Origin of the sequence: Amycolatopsis regifaucium (genome assembly GCF_001613935.1) — a bacterium.
Lineage (GTDB): Bacteria > Actinomycetota > Actinomycetes > Mycobacteriales > Pseudonocardiaceae > Amycolatopsis > Amycolatopsis regifaucium.
The window spans coordinates 1,260,094-1,278,557 of record NZ_LQCI01000034.1; the positions used below are offsets into that span (position 1 = coordinate 1,260,094).

At 68.1% G+C, this 18,464-nt stretch carries 21 protein-coding genes; 15 read left to right on the top strand and 6 right to left on the bottom strand.

Features of this window, described 5'->3' with window-relative positions:
* Nucleotides 1–25: 25 nt before the first annotated feature.
* Nucleotides 26–1,114 (bottom strand): magnesium/cobalt transporter CorA, encoded by a 1,089-nt coding sequence (corA, locus tag AVL48_RS30005; protein WP_061988336.1) that lies wholly within the window; start codon nucleotides 1,112–1,114, stop codon nucleotides 26–28.
* Nucleotides 1,115–1,362: 248 nt separating this feature from the next.
* Between corA and AVL48_RS30010 the strand changes: the two genes are divergently transcribed.
* Both AVL48_RS30010 and AVL48_RS30015 read left to right on the top strand, forming a co-directional pair.
* The gene (locus AVL48_RS30010) at nucleotides 1,363–1,941 is read left to right on the top strand and encodes a MaoC family dehydratase (protein WP_341865660.1); all 579 of its coding nucleotides are present in this window, start codon (nucleotides 1,363–1,365) and stop codon (nucleotides 1,939–1,941) included.
* Between the two features lie 33 nt (nucleotides 1,942–1,974).
* The gene (locus tag AVL48_RS30015) at nucleotides 1,975–3,078 is read left to right on the top strand and encodes a DUF2332 domain-containing protein (protein WP_061988334.1); all 1,104 of its coding nucleotides are present in this window, start codon (nucleotides 1,975–1,977) and stop codon (nucleotides 3,076–3,078) included.
* A gap of 103 nt (nucleotides 3,079–3,181) precedes the next feature.
* On the opposite strand, the gene AVL48_RS30020 is transcribed toward AVL48_RS30015, so the two are convergent.
* Nucleotides 3,182–3,610 carry an NUDIX hydrolase gene (locus tag AVL48_RS30020; RefSeq protein WP_061988332.1) on the bottom strand — a complete coding sequence of 143 codons (429 nt, stop codon included), beginning with the start codon at nucleotides 3,608–3,610 and terminating at the stop codon, nucleotides 3,182–3,184.
* A 186-nt stretch (nucleotides 3,611–3,796) separates the two neighbouring features.
* Between AVL48_RS30020 and AVL48_RS39260 the strand changes: the two genes are divergently transcribed.
* The 7 genes from AVL48_RS39260 to AVL48_RS30050 all read left to right on the top strand — a co-directional run bounded on the left by AVL48_RS39260 (nucleotide 3,797) and on the right by AVL48_RS30050 (nucleotide 8,298).
* Nucleotides 3,797–3,958 carry a hypothetical protein gene (locus tag AVL48_RS39260; RefSeq protein ID WP_169812906.1) on the top strand — a complete coding sequence of 54 codons (162 nt, stop codon included), beginning with the start codon at nucleotides 3,797–3,799 and terminating at the stop codon, nucleotides 3,956–3,958.
* A gap of 24 nt (nucleotides 3,959–3,982) precedes the next feature.
* The gene (locus AVL48_RS30025; RefSeq protein ID WP_061988330.1) at nucleotides 3,983–4,543 is read left to right on the top strand and encodes a PH domain-containing protein; all 561 of its coding nucleotides are present in this window, start codon (nucleotides 3,983–3,985) and stop codon (nucleotides 4,541–4,543) included.
* Between the two features lie 206 nt (nucleotides 4,544–4,749).
* A complete protein-coding gene (locus tag AVL48_RS30030) occupies nucleotides 4,750–5,613 on the top strand; it encodes a PHP domain-containing protein (protein ID WP_061988328.1) in 864 nt (287 codons plus the stop codon).
* Nucleotides 5,610–6,239: a MarC family protein gene (locus AVL48_RS30035; protein WP_061988327.1), complete on the top strand. Its 630-nt coding sequence runs from the start codon at nucleotides 5,610–5,612 to the stop codon at nucleotides 6,237–6,239. Before AVL48_RS30030 ends, AVL48_RS30035 begins: the two co-directional genes overlap by 4 nt.
* A gap of 92 nt (nucleotides 6,240–6,331) precedes the next feature.
* A complete protein-coding gene (locus AVL48_RS30040) occupies nucleotides 6,332–7,201 on the top strand; it encodes a RecB family exonuclease (protein ID WP_061988325.1) in 870 nt (289 codons plus the stop codon).
* 27 nt (nucleotides 7,202–7,228) lie between these two features.
* Nucleotides 7,229–7,573, top strand: coding sequence for a hypothetical protein (locus AVL48_RS30045; RefSeq protein ID WP_061988323.1), 345 nt, complete (start codon nucleotides 7,229–7,231; stop codon nucleotides 7,571–7,573).
* 122 nt (nucleotides 7,574–7,695) lie between these two features.
* Nucleotides 7,696–8,298 carry a hypothetical protein gene (locus AVL48_RS30050; RefSeq protein WP_061988321.1) on the top strand — a complete coding sequence of 201 codons (603 nt, stop codon included), beginning with the start codon at nucleotides 7,696–7,698 and terminating at the stop codon, nucleotides 8,296–8,298.
* A gap of 39 nt (nucleotides 8,299–8,337) precedes the next feature.
* Here AVL48_RS30050 and AVL48_RS30055 read toward each other — a convergent pair whose 3' ends face one another.
* Complete coding sequence (locus AVL48_RS30055) at nucleotides 8,338–9,732, bottom strand: Rv3212 family protein (protein ID WP_061988319.1); 1,395 nt, start codon at nucleotides 9,730–9,732, stop codon at nucleotides 8,338–8,340.
* A 36-nt stretch (nucleotides 9,733–9,768) separates the two neighbouring features.
* Nucleotides 9,769–11,376: a DEAD/DEAH box helicase gene (locus AVL48_RS30060; RefSeq protein WP_061988447.1), complete on the bottom strand. Its 1,608-nt coding sequence runs from the start codon at nucleotides 11,374–11,376 to the stop codon at nucleotides 9,769–9,771.
* Between the two features lie 463 nt (nucleotides 11,377–11,839).
* On the opposite strand from AVL48_RS30060, the gene AVL48_RS30065 reads away from it, so the two are divergent.
* The 3 genes from AVL48_RS30065 (at nucleotide 11,840) to AVL48_RS30075 (ending at nucleotide 14,178) form a co-directional block, all read left to right on the top strand.
* Nucleotides 11,840–12,493 (top strand): ferritin-like fold-containing protein, encoded by a 654-nt coding sequence (locus AVL48_RS30065; protein WP_061988445.1) that lies wholly within the window; start codon nucleotides 11,840–11,842, stop codon nucleotides 12,491–12,493.
* Nucleotides 12,494–12,552: 59 nt separating this feature from the next.
* A complete protein-coding gene (locus AVL48_RS30070; protein WP_005167610.1) occupies nucleotides 12,553–12,783 on the top strand; it encodes a DUF3107 domain-containing protein in 231 nt (76 codons plus the stop codon).
* A gap of 114 nt (nucleotides 12,784–12,897) precedes the next feature.
* Nucleotides 12,898–14,178, top strand: a complete 1,281-nt coding sequence (locus AVL48_RS30075) for an acyltransferase family protein (RefSeq protein ID WP_061988317.1) — start codon at nucleotides 12,898–12,900, stop codon at nucleotides 14,176–14,178.
* Nucleotides 14,179–14,279: 101 nt separating this feature from the next.
* Here AVL48_RS30075 and AVL48_RS30080 read toward each other — a convergent pair whose 3' ends face one another.
* A complete protein-coding gene (locus AVL48_RS30080) occupies nucleotides 14,280–14,606 on the bottom strand; it encodes a DUF4873 domain-containing protein (RefSeq protein ID WP_061988315.1) in 327 nt (108 codons plus the stop codon).
* A complete protein-coding gene (locus AVL48_RS30085; protein WP_061988312.1) occupies nucleotides 14,603–15,382 on the bottom strand; it encodes a TetR/AcrR family transcriptional regulator in 780 nt (259 codons plus the stop codon). The genes AVL48_RS30080 and AVL48_RS30085 overlap by 4 nt, the downstream gene beginning before the upstream one ends.
* 52 nt (nucleotides 15,383–15,434) lie before the next feature.
* On the opposite strand from AVL48_RS30085, the gene AVL48_RS30090 reads away from it, so the two are divergent.
* The 3 genes from AVL48_RS30090 to AVL48_RS30100 all read left to right on the top strand — a co-directional run bounded on the left by AVL48_RS30090 (nucleotide 15,435) and on the right by AVL48_RS30100 (nucleotide 18,450).
* Nucleotides 15,435–16,343 carry an AurF N-oxygenase family protein gene (locus tag AVL48_RS30090; protein ID WP_061988310.1) on the top strand — a complete coding sequence of 303 codons (909 nt, stop codon included), beginning with the start codon at nucleotides 15,435–15,437 and terminating at the stop codon, nucleotides 16,341–16,343.
* The gene (locus AVL48_RS30095) at nucleotides 16,340–17,263 is read left to right on the top strand and encodes an alpha/beta fold hydrolase (RefSeq protein WP_061988308.1); all 924 of its coding nucleotides are present in this window, start codon (nucleotides 16,340–16,342) and stop codon (nucleotides 17,261–17,263) included. Before AVL48_RS30090 ends, AVL48_RS30095 begins: the two co-directional genes overlap by 4 nt.
* A gap of 164 nt (nucleotides 17,264–17,427) precedes the next feature.
* Nucleotides 17,428–18,450, top strand: coding sequence for an amidohydrolase family protein (locus AVL48_RS30100; protein WP_244162319.1), 1,023 nt, complete (start codon nucleotides 17,428–17,430; stop codon nucleotides 18,448–18,450).
* The last annotated feature ends 14 nt before the right edge of the window (nucleotides 18,451–18,464 follow it).

Here is an 18,464-nt window from a genome sequence, read left to right on the forward strand (position 1 = left end):
TCCAGTACTACCGAAGGGAAGGTGCTCAGAGCCAGCGGTTCTTCCTGAATATTCGGTAGAGCAGGATGCAGACGCCGAAGATGACCGTCATCGCCACCGGGTAGCCGAAGCGCCAATGCAACTCCGGCATGTAGTCGAAGTTCATTCCGTAGATGCCGGCCAGCGCCGTGGGGACCGCGATGATCGCCGCCCACGCGGTGATCTTGCGCATGTCGGTGTTCTGCTGGAGCGTGATCTTCGCCAGTGTCGCGTCCACCAGGGTGGTCAGCAGTTCGTCGAAGTTCGCGACCCGCTCCGCCACGGTCGTCAAGTGGTCGGAGACGTCGCGGAAGTACGAGCGGACCTCGTCCGGGATCAGCCGCGTGTAGCCCTCGGCGAGCCGCTGCAGCGGAGTGCCCAGCGGCATGACCGCGCGCCGCAGCTCCAGCACCTCGCGTTTCATGAAGTAGATCTGCTCGGCGCTCACCTTGGACCGCGGCGCGAAGACGTGCGTCTCCATCTCGTCGATGTCCGACTCGATCGCGGTGGTGACGTCCAGGTAGTGGTCGACCACGTGGTCCGCGATCGCGTGCAGCACCGCGGACGGGCCGAGGTCGAGCCGCTCCGGGTCCTGGTCGAGTTCGCGGCGCAGCCGGGCGAGCCCCGAATGGTTCCCGTGCCGCACGGTGATCACGAAGTCGCGGCCGAGGAACGCCATCAGCTCGCCGGTCTCGACGATCTCGTTCGCCGTCGCGGGTGACTCGTGTTCGACGTAGCGGACCGTCTTCAGCACCATGAACAGCGTGTCGTCGTAGCGTTCGAGCTTGGGTCGCTGGTGCGCTTCGAGCGCGTCCTCGACGGCCAGTTCGTGCAGGCCGAAGGTATCCGCGATGCCCTGTATCTGGACGGCGTCCGGCTCGTGCAGGCCGATCCAGACGAATCCGGCGTGCCGCTTGCGCACCTCTTTGATCGCCTCGGAGTGCGACCAGCGGCCGGGCAGACGCTTGCCCTCCACGTACACCGCGCAATCGACGACGTACGCCGAAAGGGGGACGGGCAACGGGCGATCGGGGACGCTCTTGGCGCGGCCGTTGCTCCGGCCGCGAAGGCCGCCGAGCGAGGGAATGGCAGGCATGGGATCTCCTGGGCAGACGTCGTGCGTTGTGCGCGAAGACGACGGGCCAAGCGGTCGGGGGGCCGCTCGGCTAGGCCAGCGTTCCCGGTTTCGTCAGCCCTGCCAGGTGGGGAACCGGCGAGACGTGAAGGTGGGAACGCTGCGACTACTAGGAAGCGGACTATCGCCACTGGACATCGGGTTCCTCACCTCCTCGGCTCGGCGGACGGTTACGCAGTGGTGTGGGTCGCGTTGACGACCCGACACCAATGGTCGAGGGTACTCCTCAACACGAAGGCCTGTCGTTCCAGGCTCACGCCGCGTTACTCGTGCAGGAGGAATGGGTGCAGTTCGGTCGCTATTACGAAGAGTTCGAGGTCGGCGCGGTCTACAAGCACTGGCCGGGCAAAACGGTCACCGAGTACGACGACCACCTGTTCTGCCTGATCACCATGAACCACCACCCGCTGCACCTCGACGCGCACTACGCGCAGGAGACCACCGAGTTCGGCAAGAACGTCGTGGTCGGCAACTACATCTACTCGCTGCTGCTCGGGATGTCGGTGCCGGACGTGTCCGGCAAGGCGATCGCGAACCTCGAGGTCGAGTCGCTGAAGCACGTGAAGCCGACCTTCCACGGCGACACCATCTACGGCGAGACCGAGGTGCTGGACAAGACGCCGTCGAAGTCGAAGGACGATCGAGGCGTCGTCTACGTCGAGACGCGCGGGTACAAGCAGGACGGCACGATCGTGTGTGTGTTCCGTCGCAAGGTGATGGTGCCGAAGCGGTCCTACGGTGACACCAGGGGCGGTGAACAGCCCGGCCGCCCCGTCCCGCACGAATAATGGGTGTCACGAACGGGAAGAGGGAGCGAGTCGATGCCCATCGGGCTGGATGAGATCAAGCGCAGGCTGCGGAAGTTCGCGACGGTCGAGGCGGCCGGGGTTTCGCCGCTGTACGAGCACCTGGCGGCCAAGGCGGCCGATGACGACGACGTCGCCGGGCTCCTGACCGACGCCCGTGGCGGCGAGGCGCGCGGGACGCTGCTGATGGCGACCGCGCACCGGCTCGTCCAGGCCGACCCGATCCACCCGCTTTCGCGGTACTACCCCTCCGTCGGCGGCTTCGACGGCGTGGACTCGGAGACGTGGCCGCTGTTCCGCTCGTTCCTGCTGGAGCGGGCGGACAAGGCACGGGCCATCATTTCTTCGCGCTACACGCAGACCAACGAGGTCCGCCGCGCCGCGCTGGTCTACCCCGCCGTCACGACGGCGGCGAAGGAGGCAGGCGGGAAGATCGCGCTGCTCGAGGTCGGTTGCAGCGCGGGGCTGCTGCTCGGGCTGGACAAGTACGCCTATCGCTACCAGTGCGGCGGTGAGCAGCTCACCGCCGGACCCGCGAAGGCCGCTGTCGGCCTGCACTGCGCGCTCGACCTCGCCCCAGGAGCCGTCACGCCGAAGATGCCGAAGAAGCTGGCGATCACCGCCCGCGCCGGTCTCGACCGTGCCCCGGTGGACCTGAGCGACGAAGACGAACTGGCCTGGCTCGAAGCCTGCGTCTGGGCCGACCAGCCGGACCGCATCCGGCTCCTGCGCACGGCCGCGGCCGCGCAGGGCAAGCAGCGGCCGGAGCTCATCACAGGTGACGCCGTCGACGACCTCGCCTCCGCCGCCGCCACCTTGCCCGCCGATGTTCCGCTGGTCGTGCTGACCAGCCACGTGCTGGCGTACCTGGGGGAGCGGCGAGCGGACTTCGTCGACGCGCTGCGGAAGCTGGCGGGGGACCGGCCGCTGTGGTGGGTCAGCGAGGAGTTCTACGGCGCCGCTTTGGAGCCGTTGCTGCCCGGGCGGACCGAACTGGCCGACACCAACGGCGGGACGGCGGTCCTCGGGCTCGTGCGATGGGAAGGCGACACGCCGGAAGTGCGCGCGCTCGCCAGGACGGCGCCGCACGGACAGCGGATGACCTGGCTGCCGGCTTAGCCTTTCGCCTGTTCGGAAGTGCCGGTAAAGCATCGGGAGGTTGATTTTCACCTCTCGCGCTGCTTTATCGTCACGTCATTTGCCAAATCGAGTACGGCATTTGTCACGGAGAGGAGAAATTGCCCGTCGGCAACACCTTCCAGTCGCGGAGAGTGACGAACAGGAGTTCGGCCAACCGGCCGTGTTCATCGAGTTCGATCAAGGTGCGGGCATCGATCCAGCGGGCGTCGTCGGCGTCGTCGCCGGCACGGAGAGTGCCACCGGTGACCGAGCAGGCGTAGTCGTGGATGTCGTACGGGCCGCGACGGACATTGCCGACGAGTGTGCCCGGCGTCACGTTCAGTCCGGTCTCTTCTCGCATTTCCCGGATCACGGCCGCTTCGTCCGATTCGCCTGGTTCGACCCGCCCACCGGGGACCGACCACAGTCCACGTCCGGGTTCATTCGCTCGCCGGATCAGGAGAATCCGCCCGTGTTCGTCGTGGACGATGCCGCCGACACAGCGGACGGTGCTGTCCGAAACGGTGTTCATTCCCGAATGGTAGACGCGGACGTCCTGACAACGACTGTCCTATACACGGAGAGTAGCCGTACGGTACACTTCCCACCGCCGGCTGACCCAAGCGCGGGACTTCCCTCCCGCGCCGGTGGAAGGTGCGGTACAAAATGAATGGTCAGTATCCGCAGTCAGTCACCGTAAGAGACAGGATTGATCGCCGTGAACGCGAAAAAGCTCCTCACTTTCGCAGGAATCGCGTTGGTGCTGTTCTTCGTGATCGCGCAGCCAGGTCAGGCCGCGGGCCTCGTGGGAAACATCATCGGCTTCCTGCGTGATTCGGCCGAATCAGTGATCACCTTCGTCAGCAGCGTCTTCAGCTAGCGGAGGAGCGGATACTCTCCCAGTATGTTCGCCCCACGCGATCCAGACGAGTATCTCCTTGACACCGAACGGCGGGTCATCAGGATCCGCCGTCACTGGGCTGTGCTGTTGTGGGACACCTTCGAGGCGATCGCGCTGCTGGCGATCTGCGTCCTGGTGTCCTACCTCCTGCCGGCCGCCGCCTGGGTGATCCAGAACATCCTCTGGTACGCCGCGCTGCTGGTCGTCCTGCGGTTCGCGTACATCGTGATGGAGTGGTGGGTCGAGCGGCTGGTCGTCACCGACAAGCGGTTCGTGATGACCACCGGCGTCTTCACCACGAAGGTGCTGATGATGCCGATCACCAAGGTCACCGACCTCACCTACGAACGTTCGGCGTGGGGCCGGATGATGGGGTACGGGACGATGGTGGTCGAGTCGGCCGGTCAGATCCAGGCGCTGAACCGCATCGACTACCTGCCGAGGCCGGAAGAGTTCTACGACACGATCTCCGAGCTGGTGTTCGGCGACAAGCAGAAGCAGGCCGAGCGCTTCTCGATGATCAAGGCCCAGCGCGCCGCCCGCGGCAAGAAGAAGGTCGGCTAGCCGCCGGACCGACTCAGCGGTGACCAAGGAGTCTCGGCCTCGGCTGAAACGACCCAGGTCTTTTGATCTTTTGGAGTCGCGCGCCTTGTGGCCGCCAGGCCTGAGGGCCGCGATGGCAGGGCGCCGTCGTCGTCGGCTGCAACGCAGGTCACCCTAGTCTCGCCCTGGCAGCGCGGCCCTGATCAGCGCGATAGACAATACAGTCGATGCGCATCGACCTGCACGCCCACTCCACCGCCTCCGACGGCACCGACAGCCCGGCCGGGCTCGTCGCCGCCGCCGCGAAGGCGGGCCTCGACGTAGTCGCGATCACCGATCACGACACCACGGCCGGCTGGGCCCCGGCCGCCGAGGCACTCCCGCCGGGTCTTTCCCTCGTGCCCGGTGCCGAGCTGTCCACGATCTCCGTCGATCCGGTGACCGGGCGGCACGTCAGCGTCCATCTGCTCGCGTACCTCTTCGATCCCGAGTCGCCCGCGCTCGTCGCGGAGCAGACCCGGCTGCGGTCGGAGCGACGGTGGCGGCTGCGCGTGATGGCCGAACGGATGGCTGCCGACGGCCTGCCGGTCGACCCCGACGAGGTCATGTCGCTGCTGCCCGAGGACGGTTCGGCCGGGCGCCCGCACCTCGCGCAGGCCTTGGTGCGCGCCGGCGTCGTCTCTTCGGTGAACGAAGCCTTCGGAAGCCATCTCGGCAACGGCAGCGGGTATTTCGTGGCGCGGCAGGACACGCTCGTGGAGGACGCGATCGACATGATCGCGGAAGCGGGCGGTGTCACCGTGATCGCGCATCCCTTCGCCTACTCGCGGGGCGCGACCATCACCGTCGACGTGCTGACCGATCTCGCCCGGCGCGGCCTGACCGGCGTCGAGGTCGACCATCCGAACCACGACGAGGAGACCCGCGTCCAGCTGCACGGGCTGGCGGGGGAGCTGGGACTCGTGCGCACCGGGTCGAGCGACTATCACGGCACGAACAAGACCATCGACCTCGGCGACGAGACCACCGACCCGCTCGCGCTGGAGGAACTCGTCTCGCGGTCGACCGGGTACGAGGTCGTGACCCGGTGACGATCACGGACTTCTTCGACGCGCGCCTGTTCATGAGCGCGACGATCACGCTGATCGTCATCATGGACCCGCCCGGCACGGTGCCGGTGTTCCTGAGTCTGACCGGCCGCAAGTCCGTGGCGTTCCGCGCCAAGGCCGCACGGCAGGCGGTGCTGGTGTCGCTGCTGGTGATCTCGTTGTTCGCCGTGGCGGGCCAAGCGATCCTGTCGTATCTCGGCATCGGCATCCCCGCGCTGCAGGGCGCGGGCGGGCTGTTGCTGCTGCTGATCGCGCTGCAGCTGCTGACCGGCAAGACCGGCGGCGAGGCCGAAGCGGCGAGCGACGACGTCAACGTCGCGCTGGTGCCGCTCGGGACGCCGCTGCTCGCCGGTCCCGGCGCGATCGCCGCGACCATCGTCTTCGTGCGACAGGCCGACGGGCACGTCGGCGCGTACGTGGCTCTCGCGCTTTCGATCGTGACGGTGCACTTCGTGCTGTACCTGTGCATGCGGTACTCGGGTGTGGTCATCCGGCTGATCAAGGAGAGCGGGATCACGCTGCTGGCGAAGATCGCCGGTCTGCTGCTGGCCGCGATCGCCGTCGAACTGGTGGCGAACTCGGTGAAGGGCTTCATCGCGGGCACGTGACCCGGCGATAGCAAAGGTCCCCTGCTCTCCTCCTGGGATCCCCTCCCAAAAGTGTCGGTGGGGGTGCGTAGCGTTGCGGGCGGGGTGATCCGATGGAGCAGATTGGTTTCGACTTCGGCGTCGAGGCGCCGCGCAAGCTGACGAAGGTCTCGCCCGCGCGCCTCGCGACGTTCGAAGATTGCCCGCGCCGCTACCGCATGTCGTACCTCGACCGCCCGTCGCCGACACGCACGGGGGCGTGGGCGCACAGCACGCTCGGCGCGGTGGTGCACAACGCGTTGCGGGCGTTGTTCGACCTGCCGGTGACCAAACGTGTGCCGCAGCGGGCGATGGCGCTCGTCGCCGAGCACTGGAAGGACGCCGGGTTCGAAGACACCGAGCAGGCCGCGCGGTATCGCGCTCGCGCGAAGGCCTGGGTCGCGGATTACGTGGAGCACAACGATGTCAGCGTCGATCCGGTCGGGCTGGAGCGCTGGGTTTCGGCACCCGTCACGCTCGAACCGGGCAGCGGACCCAGTCTCATCATCGAGGGCCGCGCCGACCGTATCGACCAGCGCGGCCGGGAACTGGTGATCATCGACTACAAGACCGGCCGTCGTGAGCCGGACGAGTACGAGGCGCGCTTCTCGCAGGCCTTGGCGCTGTACGCCGTCGCGGCCGCCCGGACGTTGCGCACGCCGTGCTACCAGGTCGAGCTGCATCACGTGCCCACCGGCACCATCGCGGCCGCCGAACACACCGAGCAGAGCCTCAAACGGCATCTCCAGCGTGCCGACGAGACCGCCGGGGATCTGCGGCTGGCGACGGATACCCTGAACGCGGGCGGCGACGAGGACGTGTTGTTCCCGGCGCGCCCTGGCCGCCGCTGCGCATGGTGCGACTTCCGGCCCAGTTGCGCGGCGGGCCAGGAGGCCGGCCCCGCGGCTCAGCCGTGGGAGTTGCTGGCGCCCCTGAATTCCTGAGACCTCGACGATTGGACGGGCGAGGACGTGTCGTCACCGGACACCGAAGAACTCGCGACCACTCCGCTGCCCGCGAGCCCGGATGAGCCCACGGCGAACCGGCGCGGAAATTTCTGGCGCGGCCTGACCGGTTCGCTCGCGGCCGGGATGGTCGTGCTCGCGAGCTGCGTCCTGGTGATCGCCGCGATCTGTCTCTTCACCGGCGCGCCAGGACCGGGTCTCCTGATGCTGATCGGTCACCCGGTCGCGGCAGTGCTCGCCGTGCTGGCACAACGGACCGCTGACGCGCGCAATGGCCGCGTCGCGGGCTTCGCGGGTCTCGGCGTCGTGGTGAGCGTGGCGGCCGCGCTGAGCCTGTTCTGGTGGAACTGACCGCCAGGCACGGCAGGAACTTGCCACCGGCCGGAAAAGCAGGCCTGGCACGGTGAAACTGGGACTCACTGAGCACGTCGTGGGCGAACACGGCGCCGCAGTGAGGACGAAGGGCACCGTTGATGACTTACCCACCCCAGCCCCACTACGACCATGGCGGGCAGCAGCACCCAGGGCAGCAGTATCAGCAGGGCGGTCACGACCAGAGCGGCGCGTACCCCCAGCAGCAATACCCCGGTTACGGCCAGAGTCAGCAGTACGGACAGGGCTTCGGCGGGCCGCCCGCGCCACTGAAGAACGGCAAGACGAGTCTGCTGGTGGTCATCGCCGTCGCTGTCGTCATGCTGGTCACGCTGGGTATCACCGGGTTCGTCGCTCCCGGTTTCTTTCTCGGTGACGACAAGGCCGACAAAGCTGCCGGCCCGGAAGAGACCGCGCGGGCGGTCGTCGCCGGTATCAACGCCCACGACAAGACCGCGTTGAGGGCGCTCAAGTGCGGGAACGCGGACAAGGACATCGACCAGGCCATCGATCAGGTCGACGAAGCGGCGAACGCGACGCTCGGCGAACTCGCGAAGGTCTCCGAAACCGAGTACTCGGTGGTCGTCGAGGTGAGCGTCAAAGGGCGATCCCGCACCGCCGCGGGCACGCTCGCTGACGAGGCCGGTCGATGGTGCTGGAAAGAACTCGGCCGACCCCGCGCCAAGACCTCGGTGCCGGGATGACGGCGCGGGGAGCAAGGGACCTTTGCTATCGCCTGCCGGTCATTTGAGGGCGGCCAGCGTGGTGCCGCGCTGCTCCAGCAGCACCGGCCCGACCGAAGCGAGCCGCACGGGGCCGCTGTAGCCACGCCTGTCGACGCCGACGGTGCGGATCGTGGTGCCGGTCATCTCGTCGAGGACGGCGAGGCCACCCTGGATCGGCACGACCAGTTGATCCCCGAAGGTCACACCGGGGCCGACGGCGTTGTTCAGCGTCCAGCGCGGCGTGAGGTCGTCCCGCGAGAACGCCATGGTCTTCGAGCCGGTGAACCAGTAGACGCCTTGAGCGGTCCACGCGGTCGCCATGATCCCGCCCACCGGGTCCTGCGCGATGTCCGCGGCGGGCAAGTCGAGCGGGTACGCCGACTTCTGGACCCCGTCGGCGCCGTAGATGACCAGCAGCTTCTGTTCCGGCAGCACGATCAGGGCGAGATCGCCGGACATCGCGACGACTTTCGCGTTCTTTCCGGCGAGCACGGTGCTGTAGTCGACCTTCGGTTCGTCGGCCTCGTCGTTGGTCGCGCGGTAGACGGTGAAGCGGTCGGCCGGGTCGCCGGGGCAGCGTTCGATCACGCCGATCTTGCCCGACGCGGCGGCCACCGTGCCGTAGGTGCAGCCTGACCGGGGTTGCTTGTTCGGCTGGACGACGGCCGGGACCTCGCCGTACTCCATGCTCTTGACCAGGTCGTCGCGCCAGGTGTTGAGCAGCTTCTTGCCGGTCGTGGTGACATGCGAGCCGTCGACGACCAGCCGGGTGCCGAGTTCGGCGTCGCCGTTGCGCTGCGCGGTGCGGCGCCCGGTGCCCGTGTCGAGCTGGGTGACCTCGCTGCAGCCGGTTTCCTTGCGGTACACCGCGTCGACCTTGATCCCGGCGAGCGCGACGGTGCACAGCTCCAGATCGCGGGCGTAGCGCCATCGGACGGCGCCGGTCAACGGATCCCGGCCGAGTACCTCACCCTTGTCGGCGGTGACGACGCTGTTGGCCTCGCCGATCGGGACGGGCGTCGCCGAACTCGGTGCCCGCCACAGCTCGGTCAACGAGCCCGGCACTTCCGCCGGAGCCAGTGGGAGAGCGGGCGGCACGGTGGCGGCGACCTGCGCGACCGTGGCCGCGTTGTCGCTGTTCACCCCGATGACGACGCCGGTGACGGCGACGGCCACCACGATCGCGGCGGCGAACACACGATCGCGCGGGCGGTTCCACGGCGAACGCCTGGCGCGTTTCCCGCCCAGCGGCGGCTCGGTGGCCACCGTCGGGACGGGTTCGGCGTCCAGCACGTCTTCGGTGCCGATCGCGGCCGTCGTCTCCGGCTCGTCGCCGTTCGACGTCTGTTCGGGTTCAGCGGGCACGTGCCGCGCCGGATCTTCGTCCGGCGCGGCGTCCCGACGTTCGCTCACGTGCCCCTAGCTCCCCACGTCCGCGCTGAAGGTGCTTCAGTCTGTCGACGCAGGTGTATCAGAAGTCGCCGACGGACGGCGACGGCGGCGTCGGCGAGCCGGCCGCTCGGCGCTGTCGCCGGCTTCCTTCTCGACGGCGGGGCCGCTGACCTCCGGGCTCGGCTTCGCGGCGCCACGGCTGCGGCGACGTGTGCGAGTGCGGGCCTCCGAAGAGCCTTCGCCTTCGGCGCTCTCCACCGAAGGCGAAGCCGCCACGGCGGCGTCCGCCGTCTCGATCTCGGCGGCCGCGTCGGCTCCGCCGCGGGTCCGCTTACGCGGCGTGCGGGCGCGCTTGCGGGGTGCCTCTTCCTCGTCGGCGCCGCGGCCCTTGGCGCCACGGGGACCACGGCGTTTGCCGCCAAGGTCCTCTTCGACCTCGGCCGAAAGGCCCGCGCGGGTCCGCTTCCCCAGCGGGAGACGCCCGGTGGTGCCCTCGGGGATGCCGAGGTCTTCGAACAGGTGCTTGGACGACGAGTACGTCTCGGCGGGCTCGGGCATGTCGAGGCCGAGGGTGTCGGAGATCAGCTTCCAGCGCGGCTCTTCGTCCCAGTCGACGAGGGTGATCGCGACACCGGTGCGCCCGGCGCGGCCGGTGCGGCCGATGCGGTGGACGTAGGTCTTCTCGTCCTCCGGCGTCTGGTAGTTGATCACGTGCGTGACGTCGTCGATGTCGATACCGCGGGCGGCGACATCGGTGGCGACCAGCACGTCGACCTTGCCGGCGCGGAACGCGCGCAGCGCCTGCTCGCGGGCGCCCTGGCCGAGGTCACCGTGCACGGCGGCGGCCGCGAAACCGCGTTCCACCAGCTCGTCGGCGACCTTCTGCGCGGTGCGCTTGGTCCGGGTGAAGATCATGGTCAGGCCGCGACCCTCGGCCTGCAGCGCGCGGGCGATCAGCTCGGGCTTGTCCATCGAGTGCGCCCGGTAGACGAACTGGGTGGTGCGCTCGTGGATCGCGCCCGCGTCGTTCTCCTCGGCGCGGATATGCGTCGGCTGGGTGAGGAACGTGCGGGCCAGCGTGATGATCGGACCCGGCATGGTCGCCGAGAACAGCATCGTCTGCCGCTTGTCCGGGACCATCCGCAGGATGCGCTCGATGTCGGGCAGGAAGCCCAGGTCGAGCATCTCGTCGGCCTCGTCCAGTACCAGACCGCGGACCTTGCCCAGCACCAGGTGCTTCTGCTCGGCCAGGTCCAGCAGGCGGCCCGGGGTGCCGATGACGACGTCGACGCCGCTGCGGAGCGCCGCGATCTGCGGCTCGTACGGGCGGCCGCCGTAGATGGCCAGGGTGCGGATGCCGAGATGCTTGCCGGCGCCCTTGAGGTCGTTCGCGACCTGGATGCACAGCTCACGGGTCGGCACGACGACCAGCACCTGCGGGGTGCCGTCGCCGGGGACCTCGACGCGGTGCAGCAGCGGGACACCGAAGCCCAGCGTCTTGCCCATACCGGTGCGGGCCTGGCCGATGAGGTCGTCGCCCGCCATGGCCAGCGGCAGGGTCAGTGCCTGGATGGCGAAGGTACGCTCGATCCCGGCCTCGCTCAGCGCCTTGACGATCTCCGGCTTGACGCCGAAGGACGCGAACGAGGGGGACTCGGGTTCCACCGGGGCGCCCGCCTGCAGCGGGTGCGACACGTCCAGCGCCGCCGGGCCGGTCTCGCTGTGCTCCAGCGCGACTGCCTCCGGGACTTCGGTCGTGGTGTTTTCGACGGTGGTGGATTTGTTCGTGGTCAGGGTGCTCGCCTCTCTCGTGACCAGCGCGCACTGCCCTGGTCACCGGATCGACACTCGACCACGAGGTTTCGCTCGGCTCCGCGCTACTGGCGCTGAAGCGGCCCTTCGTGGGAATGCCGCAGGATGGCGTGCACGCACATCATTCTTGTGCTGACCGGGGCCGCACCGGCTGTCCTTCAGCCGCAGCAGCGTTCCGGTCCGGACGGAAGATCCGTCGTTTCTCGTCGGCCAGTCTACCTGGTCTGCGGTTTTGCGATAGTCCCCGCCGCGCCGGGGAGGGTGGGATCGGTCTCTTCCCCACCTCAGGGGTGTGTTCGGCGATACCCTCTTCGCCGTGACGGAGGCAAAGCAGATCAGCGAAGGCGTAGTCGATTTGCTCGGCGTACTCGCCTACGGGGAATTGTCCGCGTTCGACCGCATGGCCGAGGACGCGCGCACCGCGCCGACGCTGTCCGGCCGGGCCGCGCTGGCGTCCATGGCCGCCGCCGAGATCGGGCACTACGACCTGCTCACCAAGCACCTCGCCGGGCACGGCATCGCGATCGAAGACGCGATGCGGCCGTTCGTCGGGCACATCGACGCCTGGCACGCCTCCACCAAGCCCCGTTCGTGGCTGGAATCGCTGGTGAAGGCCTACGTCGGCGACGGGCTCGCGGCGGATCTCTATCGCGAGATCGCCAGCTGGCTCGACCCCGAGACCAAGGACCTGGTGCTCACCGTGCTCGCCGACACCGGGCATTCGGCCTTCGCCGAGCGCGAAGTCGCGGCCGGCATCGAGGCCGACCGCAAGGCGAAGGACAAACTCGCGTTGTGGGGACGCCGCCTGCTGGGCGAAGCGCTGACGCAGGCCCAGTACGTCGTCGCCGAGCGGGACGGGCTCGCCGAACTGATCGTCGAAGGCTCCGGTGATCTTTCGGGAATCGCGGCGCTCTTCCGCCGGTTGCAGCAGGGGCACACCAAGCGCATGCAGGTGCTGGGGCTCGGCTGAGGTCTCTTCGGCTAGCCTTGGCCCATCATTGATTTCGAACTTTCAAGCGGAGGTCCCACGTGGAGGTCAAGATCGGCATCAAGGACACGCCGCGGGAGCTCGTGGTGTCCAGCAGCCAGTCGCCCGACGAGGTCGAGGAACTGGTCGCGAACGCCTTGAGGGCCGGCGACGGGATCTTCCGCCTCGACGACGAAAAGGGCCGCAAGTACATCGTGCCCACCGACCGGATCGCCTACGTGGAGATCGCGCCGTCGGACGTCCGCAAGGTCGGTTTCGCCGTCGGTGGCTGACCCGATCGGGTAGTAGTCGCATGTCACAGCGGCGTCACCACTGCGTCTCAGCTCGCTCTCAGATTTGATCGTCACGCTGATGCGGGGACGGCAGGGGGCTAGCCGAGAGATGAGGTGGACGGCGTCACTGTGATCGACCGCGCGCTGGTGGACGGCGCGCGCACGGTTCCCGAACATGGCAAGCGGGTCGCGGGGCGGCTGACCGGTATCGACGTCGCCCGCGGCCTGGCCGTACTCGGCATGTACGCGGTGCATGTCGGCCCCGATCCCGCCAAGGGCGGCGTCGGGGTGCTGTTCAAACCTTTCGAAGGTCATTCGGCGGCGCTGTTCGCGGTGCTGGCGGGTGTCTCGATCGCGCTCATGTCCGGTGGGCGACGGCCGAAGCAAGGCCGAGCCCGGACGCGCGTCGCGCTCAAACTGGCGACGCGCGCGCCGCTGCTGGTGGTGCTGGGGTTATGGCTGACCAGCCTCGAAACCGGCTACATGGTGATCCTGGCCTACTACGGCGCCTGTTTTCTCTTCGCGATCCCGTGGCTGAGGGCGGGCGCGAAGACGCTGGCGATCGCGGCCATCGTCGTCGCTGTCGCCGCCCCGCTGCTCTCGCATCTGATCAGGGCGCAGCTGCTGCCCCGTGACCTGCTGTTCTTCGCCCCAGACCTGACCGCGGACGACATCACCTCGACCGGGCTGCTGAAGGCCGCGACCGTGCTCGTCCTGACCGGCACGTTCCCCGCGCTGACGCTGATGGCGTACGTGTTCGCCGGGATGTCGATCGGGCGGATGGACCTGACCTCGCGCAGCGTGTGCCGCCGCCTGTTCTTCGGTGGCTCGGCGGTCGCGGTGGGCGGGTACTTCGTCTCCTGGCTCGCGACCGGGCCGCTCGGCGGAATGCAGGCGGTCTACCGCTCGCTGGAGCCGGCAGCGGCGCAGTTGGGGATGACGCCCTCGGAGTTCTTCCGGCTCCACCAGACCTGGATCCACGGCACGCCCCCGACCACCAGCTGGGCCTGGGAACTGTTGCCGACCGGGACCTCGTACACCCCGTTCGACCTGGTGATCTCAATCGGGATCGCCGCGGCGGTGATCGGCGGCTGTCAGCTGCTCATGCCGAAGTTCGAACGCGTGCTGTGGCCGCTTTCGGATCTGGGTGGGCGGGTGCTGAGCGCGTACGTGCTGCATTTCGTGGCCATCGCGCTGCTGTGGGACGCGAGTGACGGCGATTCGATCTTCAGCGTGCTGCACTTCGTCGAGTTCTCGGTGGTCGCGCTGACCGCCGCCGTGCTGTGGCGGAAGTTCGTCGGGCGCGGGCCGCTGGAATGGGCGATGAACAAGCTGTCGAGCTGGCCGAAGTACGTGGGAGCCGTCGTGCGGATACCCGCGCAACGACGCGGCTGACCTGGCACGCGGGACCCGCCTCGCCCGGAACCCTAAGTACGTGAAGGCCCCCTTCATTGCGCCTAGCGCAATGAAGGGGGCCTTCACGTACTTACAAAGGCTCAGGCGTTCAGTTCGTTGAGTTCTTCCAGGCTGGTGGGCACGTGGAACGGCGGCGTGCTGGTGCCCATGATGCGGTAGCGGTCCCACGGGTCCGGGTCGGAAAGTTCGCCCTTCGCGCTGTACTCGCCCGCGCGGATCTCGACGGCGGTCTTCTTGCCGCCGGCGGCCGCGGACACCTGCTCGTTGGTGGCCACGCGGCCGTACCAGCGGTAGTACCCGTCGATGGGCTGGAAGTAGCCCCGCAGTTCGACCGTGGCCGGGACCTCGGTCCCGTCGATCACGAGGACCGCTTCGCCGGAGTAGCCGTCTTCGTCGTGCTCGCTCATTGACCCTCCACCTGTTTCTCCTGGCTCTTGCGCATCTGGACGACCTTGTTCTCTTCGAGCGGCAGGTTCGGGTCGAGGACGATGCCCTGCTGCCGGGAGAGGCCGTCGATCGCGGCCCAGATGATCTGCGTCAGGTACTCGACGACGCTGTCGCGGCCCATCGAGCGCCGGTCCAGCCACCATTCACCGGTGCTCTGCACCATGCCGACGATCCCGTGCGCCCACGGTTCGGCGGCGCCGGAGTCCATGTTGAACATCCGCATGTAGTCGCCGAGCAGGGCGGTCAGCGCGGTGGCGATGAGTTCCTTGTCCTCGGCGACGACGTCGGATTTGACGACCGCCTTCTCCTGCAGGCCGCCGCGCGCGAGCAGGCGGTACAGGTTGGGGTGCTCCTCGATGACGCCGAAGAAGGCGTCGAGGGCCATCCGGATCCGGGGGACCGGGGCGAGTTCGGCGTTGATGGCCGGGATCAACCGCTGGAAAAGGATCTCCGTGCCGCGTTGCCCGAGTGCCACATACAGGTCGGCCTTGTCGTCGAAGTGCCTGTACAGCACGGGTTTCGTGACGCCAGCTTCGGCGGCGACGTCCTCCATGCCGAGGTCCGGGCCGTGCGTGTCGAGTGCCCGGAGGGCGGCCTCGACGAACTCGGCGCGGCGCGCGATCCGGTGCTTGCGCCAGCGGTCGCGGCGGGCGTCACCCGTGTCGGCTTCATTCGCCGTGGGGTGCTTGCTCGACTGCTTGCTGTTGCGCTTGACACGTTCGATCACCCAAGTCATGCTACCAGAGGTAACTGTTACCACGAGTTACAGATAGGGGTGTGTGTCGGCAATGACGCGGGCGCTGAAGGAAACGGACCGGGAGAAGACAGCCGAGCGGCTGCTCAAGTCCTCCGCAAACAAGTTCTACGACCCCGACGTCGACATCGACTGGAACGCTCCGCTCGTGGACGGGAAGCGCTACATCCCGGCACACCGTTCCTCGCTCTACGGCACGAAGCTGTGGGACTCCCTCTCCGAGGAACAGCGCATCGAACTCGGCAAGCACGAGGTCGCGAGCGTGGCCACGACCGGGCTGTGGTTCGAAATCCTCCTGATGCAGATGCTGCTCAAGGAGGTCTACGACGAAGACCCGACCAGTTCGCACGCGCAGTACGCGCTGACCGAGATCGCGGACGAATGCCGTCACTCGACGATGTTCGCGCGGATGGCGGCGCGGATCGGCTGCCCGTCGTACGGGCCGGTGCCGTGGCTGCGGCGGCTGGCGAAACTGATGCCGTCGATCAGCTACGGGCCCGCGCGCTACGGCGCGATCCTGGTCGCCGAAGAGGTCCTCGACCGGCTTCAGCGCGAGCAGATGAACGACCCGGAGATCCAGCCGCTGGTGCGCATGGTCAACCGGATCCACGTACTCGAGGAAGCCCGGCACGTCACCTTCGCCCGCGAAGAGGTCACTCGCGGGATGGCGAAGCTGACGAAGAAGGAAATCGTCTACCAGCAGTTCATCATCGCGCTCATCTCGTACTTCGTGACGCGGGCCTTCATCAACCCGCGCGTCTACAAGGCCGTCGGTATCCGGCCGCGCGACGGCGTCGAGGCCGCCCTCAACAACCCGTACTGGCGCGAAAGCATCCAATGGGCGGGCGAGAAGATCATGCCGTTCCTGCAGGAGTCCGGTCTGGTCGGCAAGCCCGGCATGTACTTCTGGCGCAAGTCGTTCCTGCTGCCGGGGAAACGATGAGGAGCGTCAAGCAGCGCGGCGCCGTTTCGTGGGACCCGTCGCGTGAACACCGGTTCGTGACCAGTGACGGCACCGCCCTCCATGTCGAGACGAGCGGTCCCGCCGACTCCGAACTCACGCTGGTGCTGGTACACGGCTGGACGCAGGACCATCGCACGTGGGACGGCGTGGTCTCGCGGCTCGGCGATTCGGTCCGGACCCTGCGCTACGACCTGCGCGGACACGGCGGTTCCGCGCCGGCGAAACCGGGGACGGCCACGATCCCGACGCTGGCCGACGATCTCGCCGAACTGATCGAAGACCGGGTACCGAACGGCCCGATCGTGCTCGCGGGACATTCCATGGGCGGTATGACGATCATGGAGCTCTCCCGGCGGCACCCCGAACTCGTGTCCCGGCGCGTCGCCGGTGTCGCGTTCGTCGCCACGTCGTCCGGTGAGATGGACCGGATCACCCTCGGCTTGCCGGGGATCGCGGGCAGCGGCGCGGCGAGGTTCGAACGGCGGCTCGCGAAGCTGCTCGCGAAAAACCGCCGGGACGCCTTGCCGTTGCCGCTGTCCGTGGTGCGCCCCGGCGCGCGGTTGCTCGTCTTCGGGCGAAAGCCGCACCGGGCGGACGTGGACTCGGTCGCGGAGCAGCTGCTGTGCGCGCATCCCGCGAGTGTCGCCGGCTTCCAAGACGCGATCTCGCGGCACGACTGCCGCGTCACGCTCGCCGCGCTGGCGGGGACGCCGGTGATCGTGCTGGCGGGGGAGCGGGACCGGCTCTGCCCGCCGCGGCACGCCAAGGTCATCGCCGACGCGCTGCCGGAGGCCGAGTTCGTGCGCTACCCGGGTGCCGGGCACATGCTTCCGCAGGAACGGGCACAGGAGGTCTCGGACCGCATCGCGGCACTCGTCCGCCGCGTCGCGAGGGTCTGAAAAGGGAGCAAGGGACCTTTGCTATCGCTTTCGGTGGGGCGAGCGATAGCGAAGGTCCCTTGCTCTCGTCCGTAACGTGATCCCGCAACGCTGCTTTCGACTGGGGAGTTGGAACGAGGAAACAGCGCGGATCCATCCTGTCCGTCTTCACCCTCACCCTCGCCGTGGCCCTCGGCGCCGCCCTGCTCAACGGCCTCGGTGGCAAGTCCGTCGAAGCCGGGAGCGACGCGGTGACCGACGCGGACGCGTACGCGGGCACCAAACTCGCGGCCGCCGACGTCGTCTCGACCGGGATCACCACGGTCACCGATTGGTCGCACGCGTTCAACACCGACTTCGCCAAGGGCGGTCTCCGCGCGCTCGGCGAGTCGAAGCTGCGGTTCCTCTACTCCTACAACGGCACCACCGATCCCGCGCTGCAGAACGAGATCCGTCGCGTGAAGCGGGAGGTCATCGACCCGAATCCATTGGCCCGGCTGCAGATCGGCACCCATCCGGCCACCGGGAACTTCCCGAGTGTCGAGGCGTCGGAGAGACTCGCGCGCGAACTGGGTGTCTCGCTGAACGTCCACCTGCTCGAATCGAAGGCCGACTTGACCGCGGGCCAGATGGACGCGCTCCGGCGGGCCGACGCGCTGCACCCAGGACTGGTGGCGAACCACGTCATCCAGACCACCGACGCCGACCTGGACGAACTCGCGGCGGCAGGGGTCAGCGTGGCGCACAACCCGCTTTCGAACATGCGGCTCGCGTCGGGCGTGATCCGGCTGCCGGAGATGAAGAAGCGGAACATGAAGGTCGGGCTCGGCCTCGACGGCGGCACCAACGACACGAGCGACATGTTCAACGTGATGCGCGCGGCCGTCGGTCTCCAGCGGGCGACCACGACGGATCCGGCGATTTACCCGACGACGGCGGACGTCCTGCGCATGGCGACCCTCGGCGGCGCGGAAGCGCTCGGGATGGACAAGGAGATCGGATCGCTGACGCCGGGCAAGAAGGCGGACTTGCAGCTGGTCGACGCCCAGTCGGTCAACTTCGCGCCGAAGGTGGACTGGGTGAATCAGCTGGTCTTCAACACCCAGCCCGCGAACGTCTTGTGGGTGTTCGTCGACGGCCGCGCTCTCAAGCGCGAAGGACGCTCCTGCCCCGGTAAGCACACGCGTTTCGTCCTCTACTTGCGGTAGTCGCACGCGCAAGG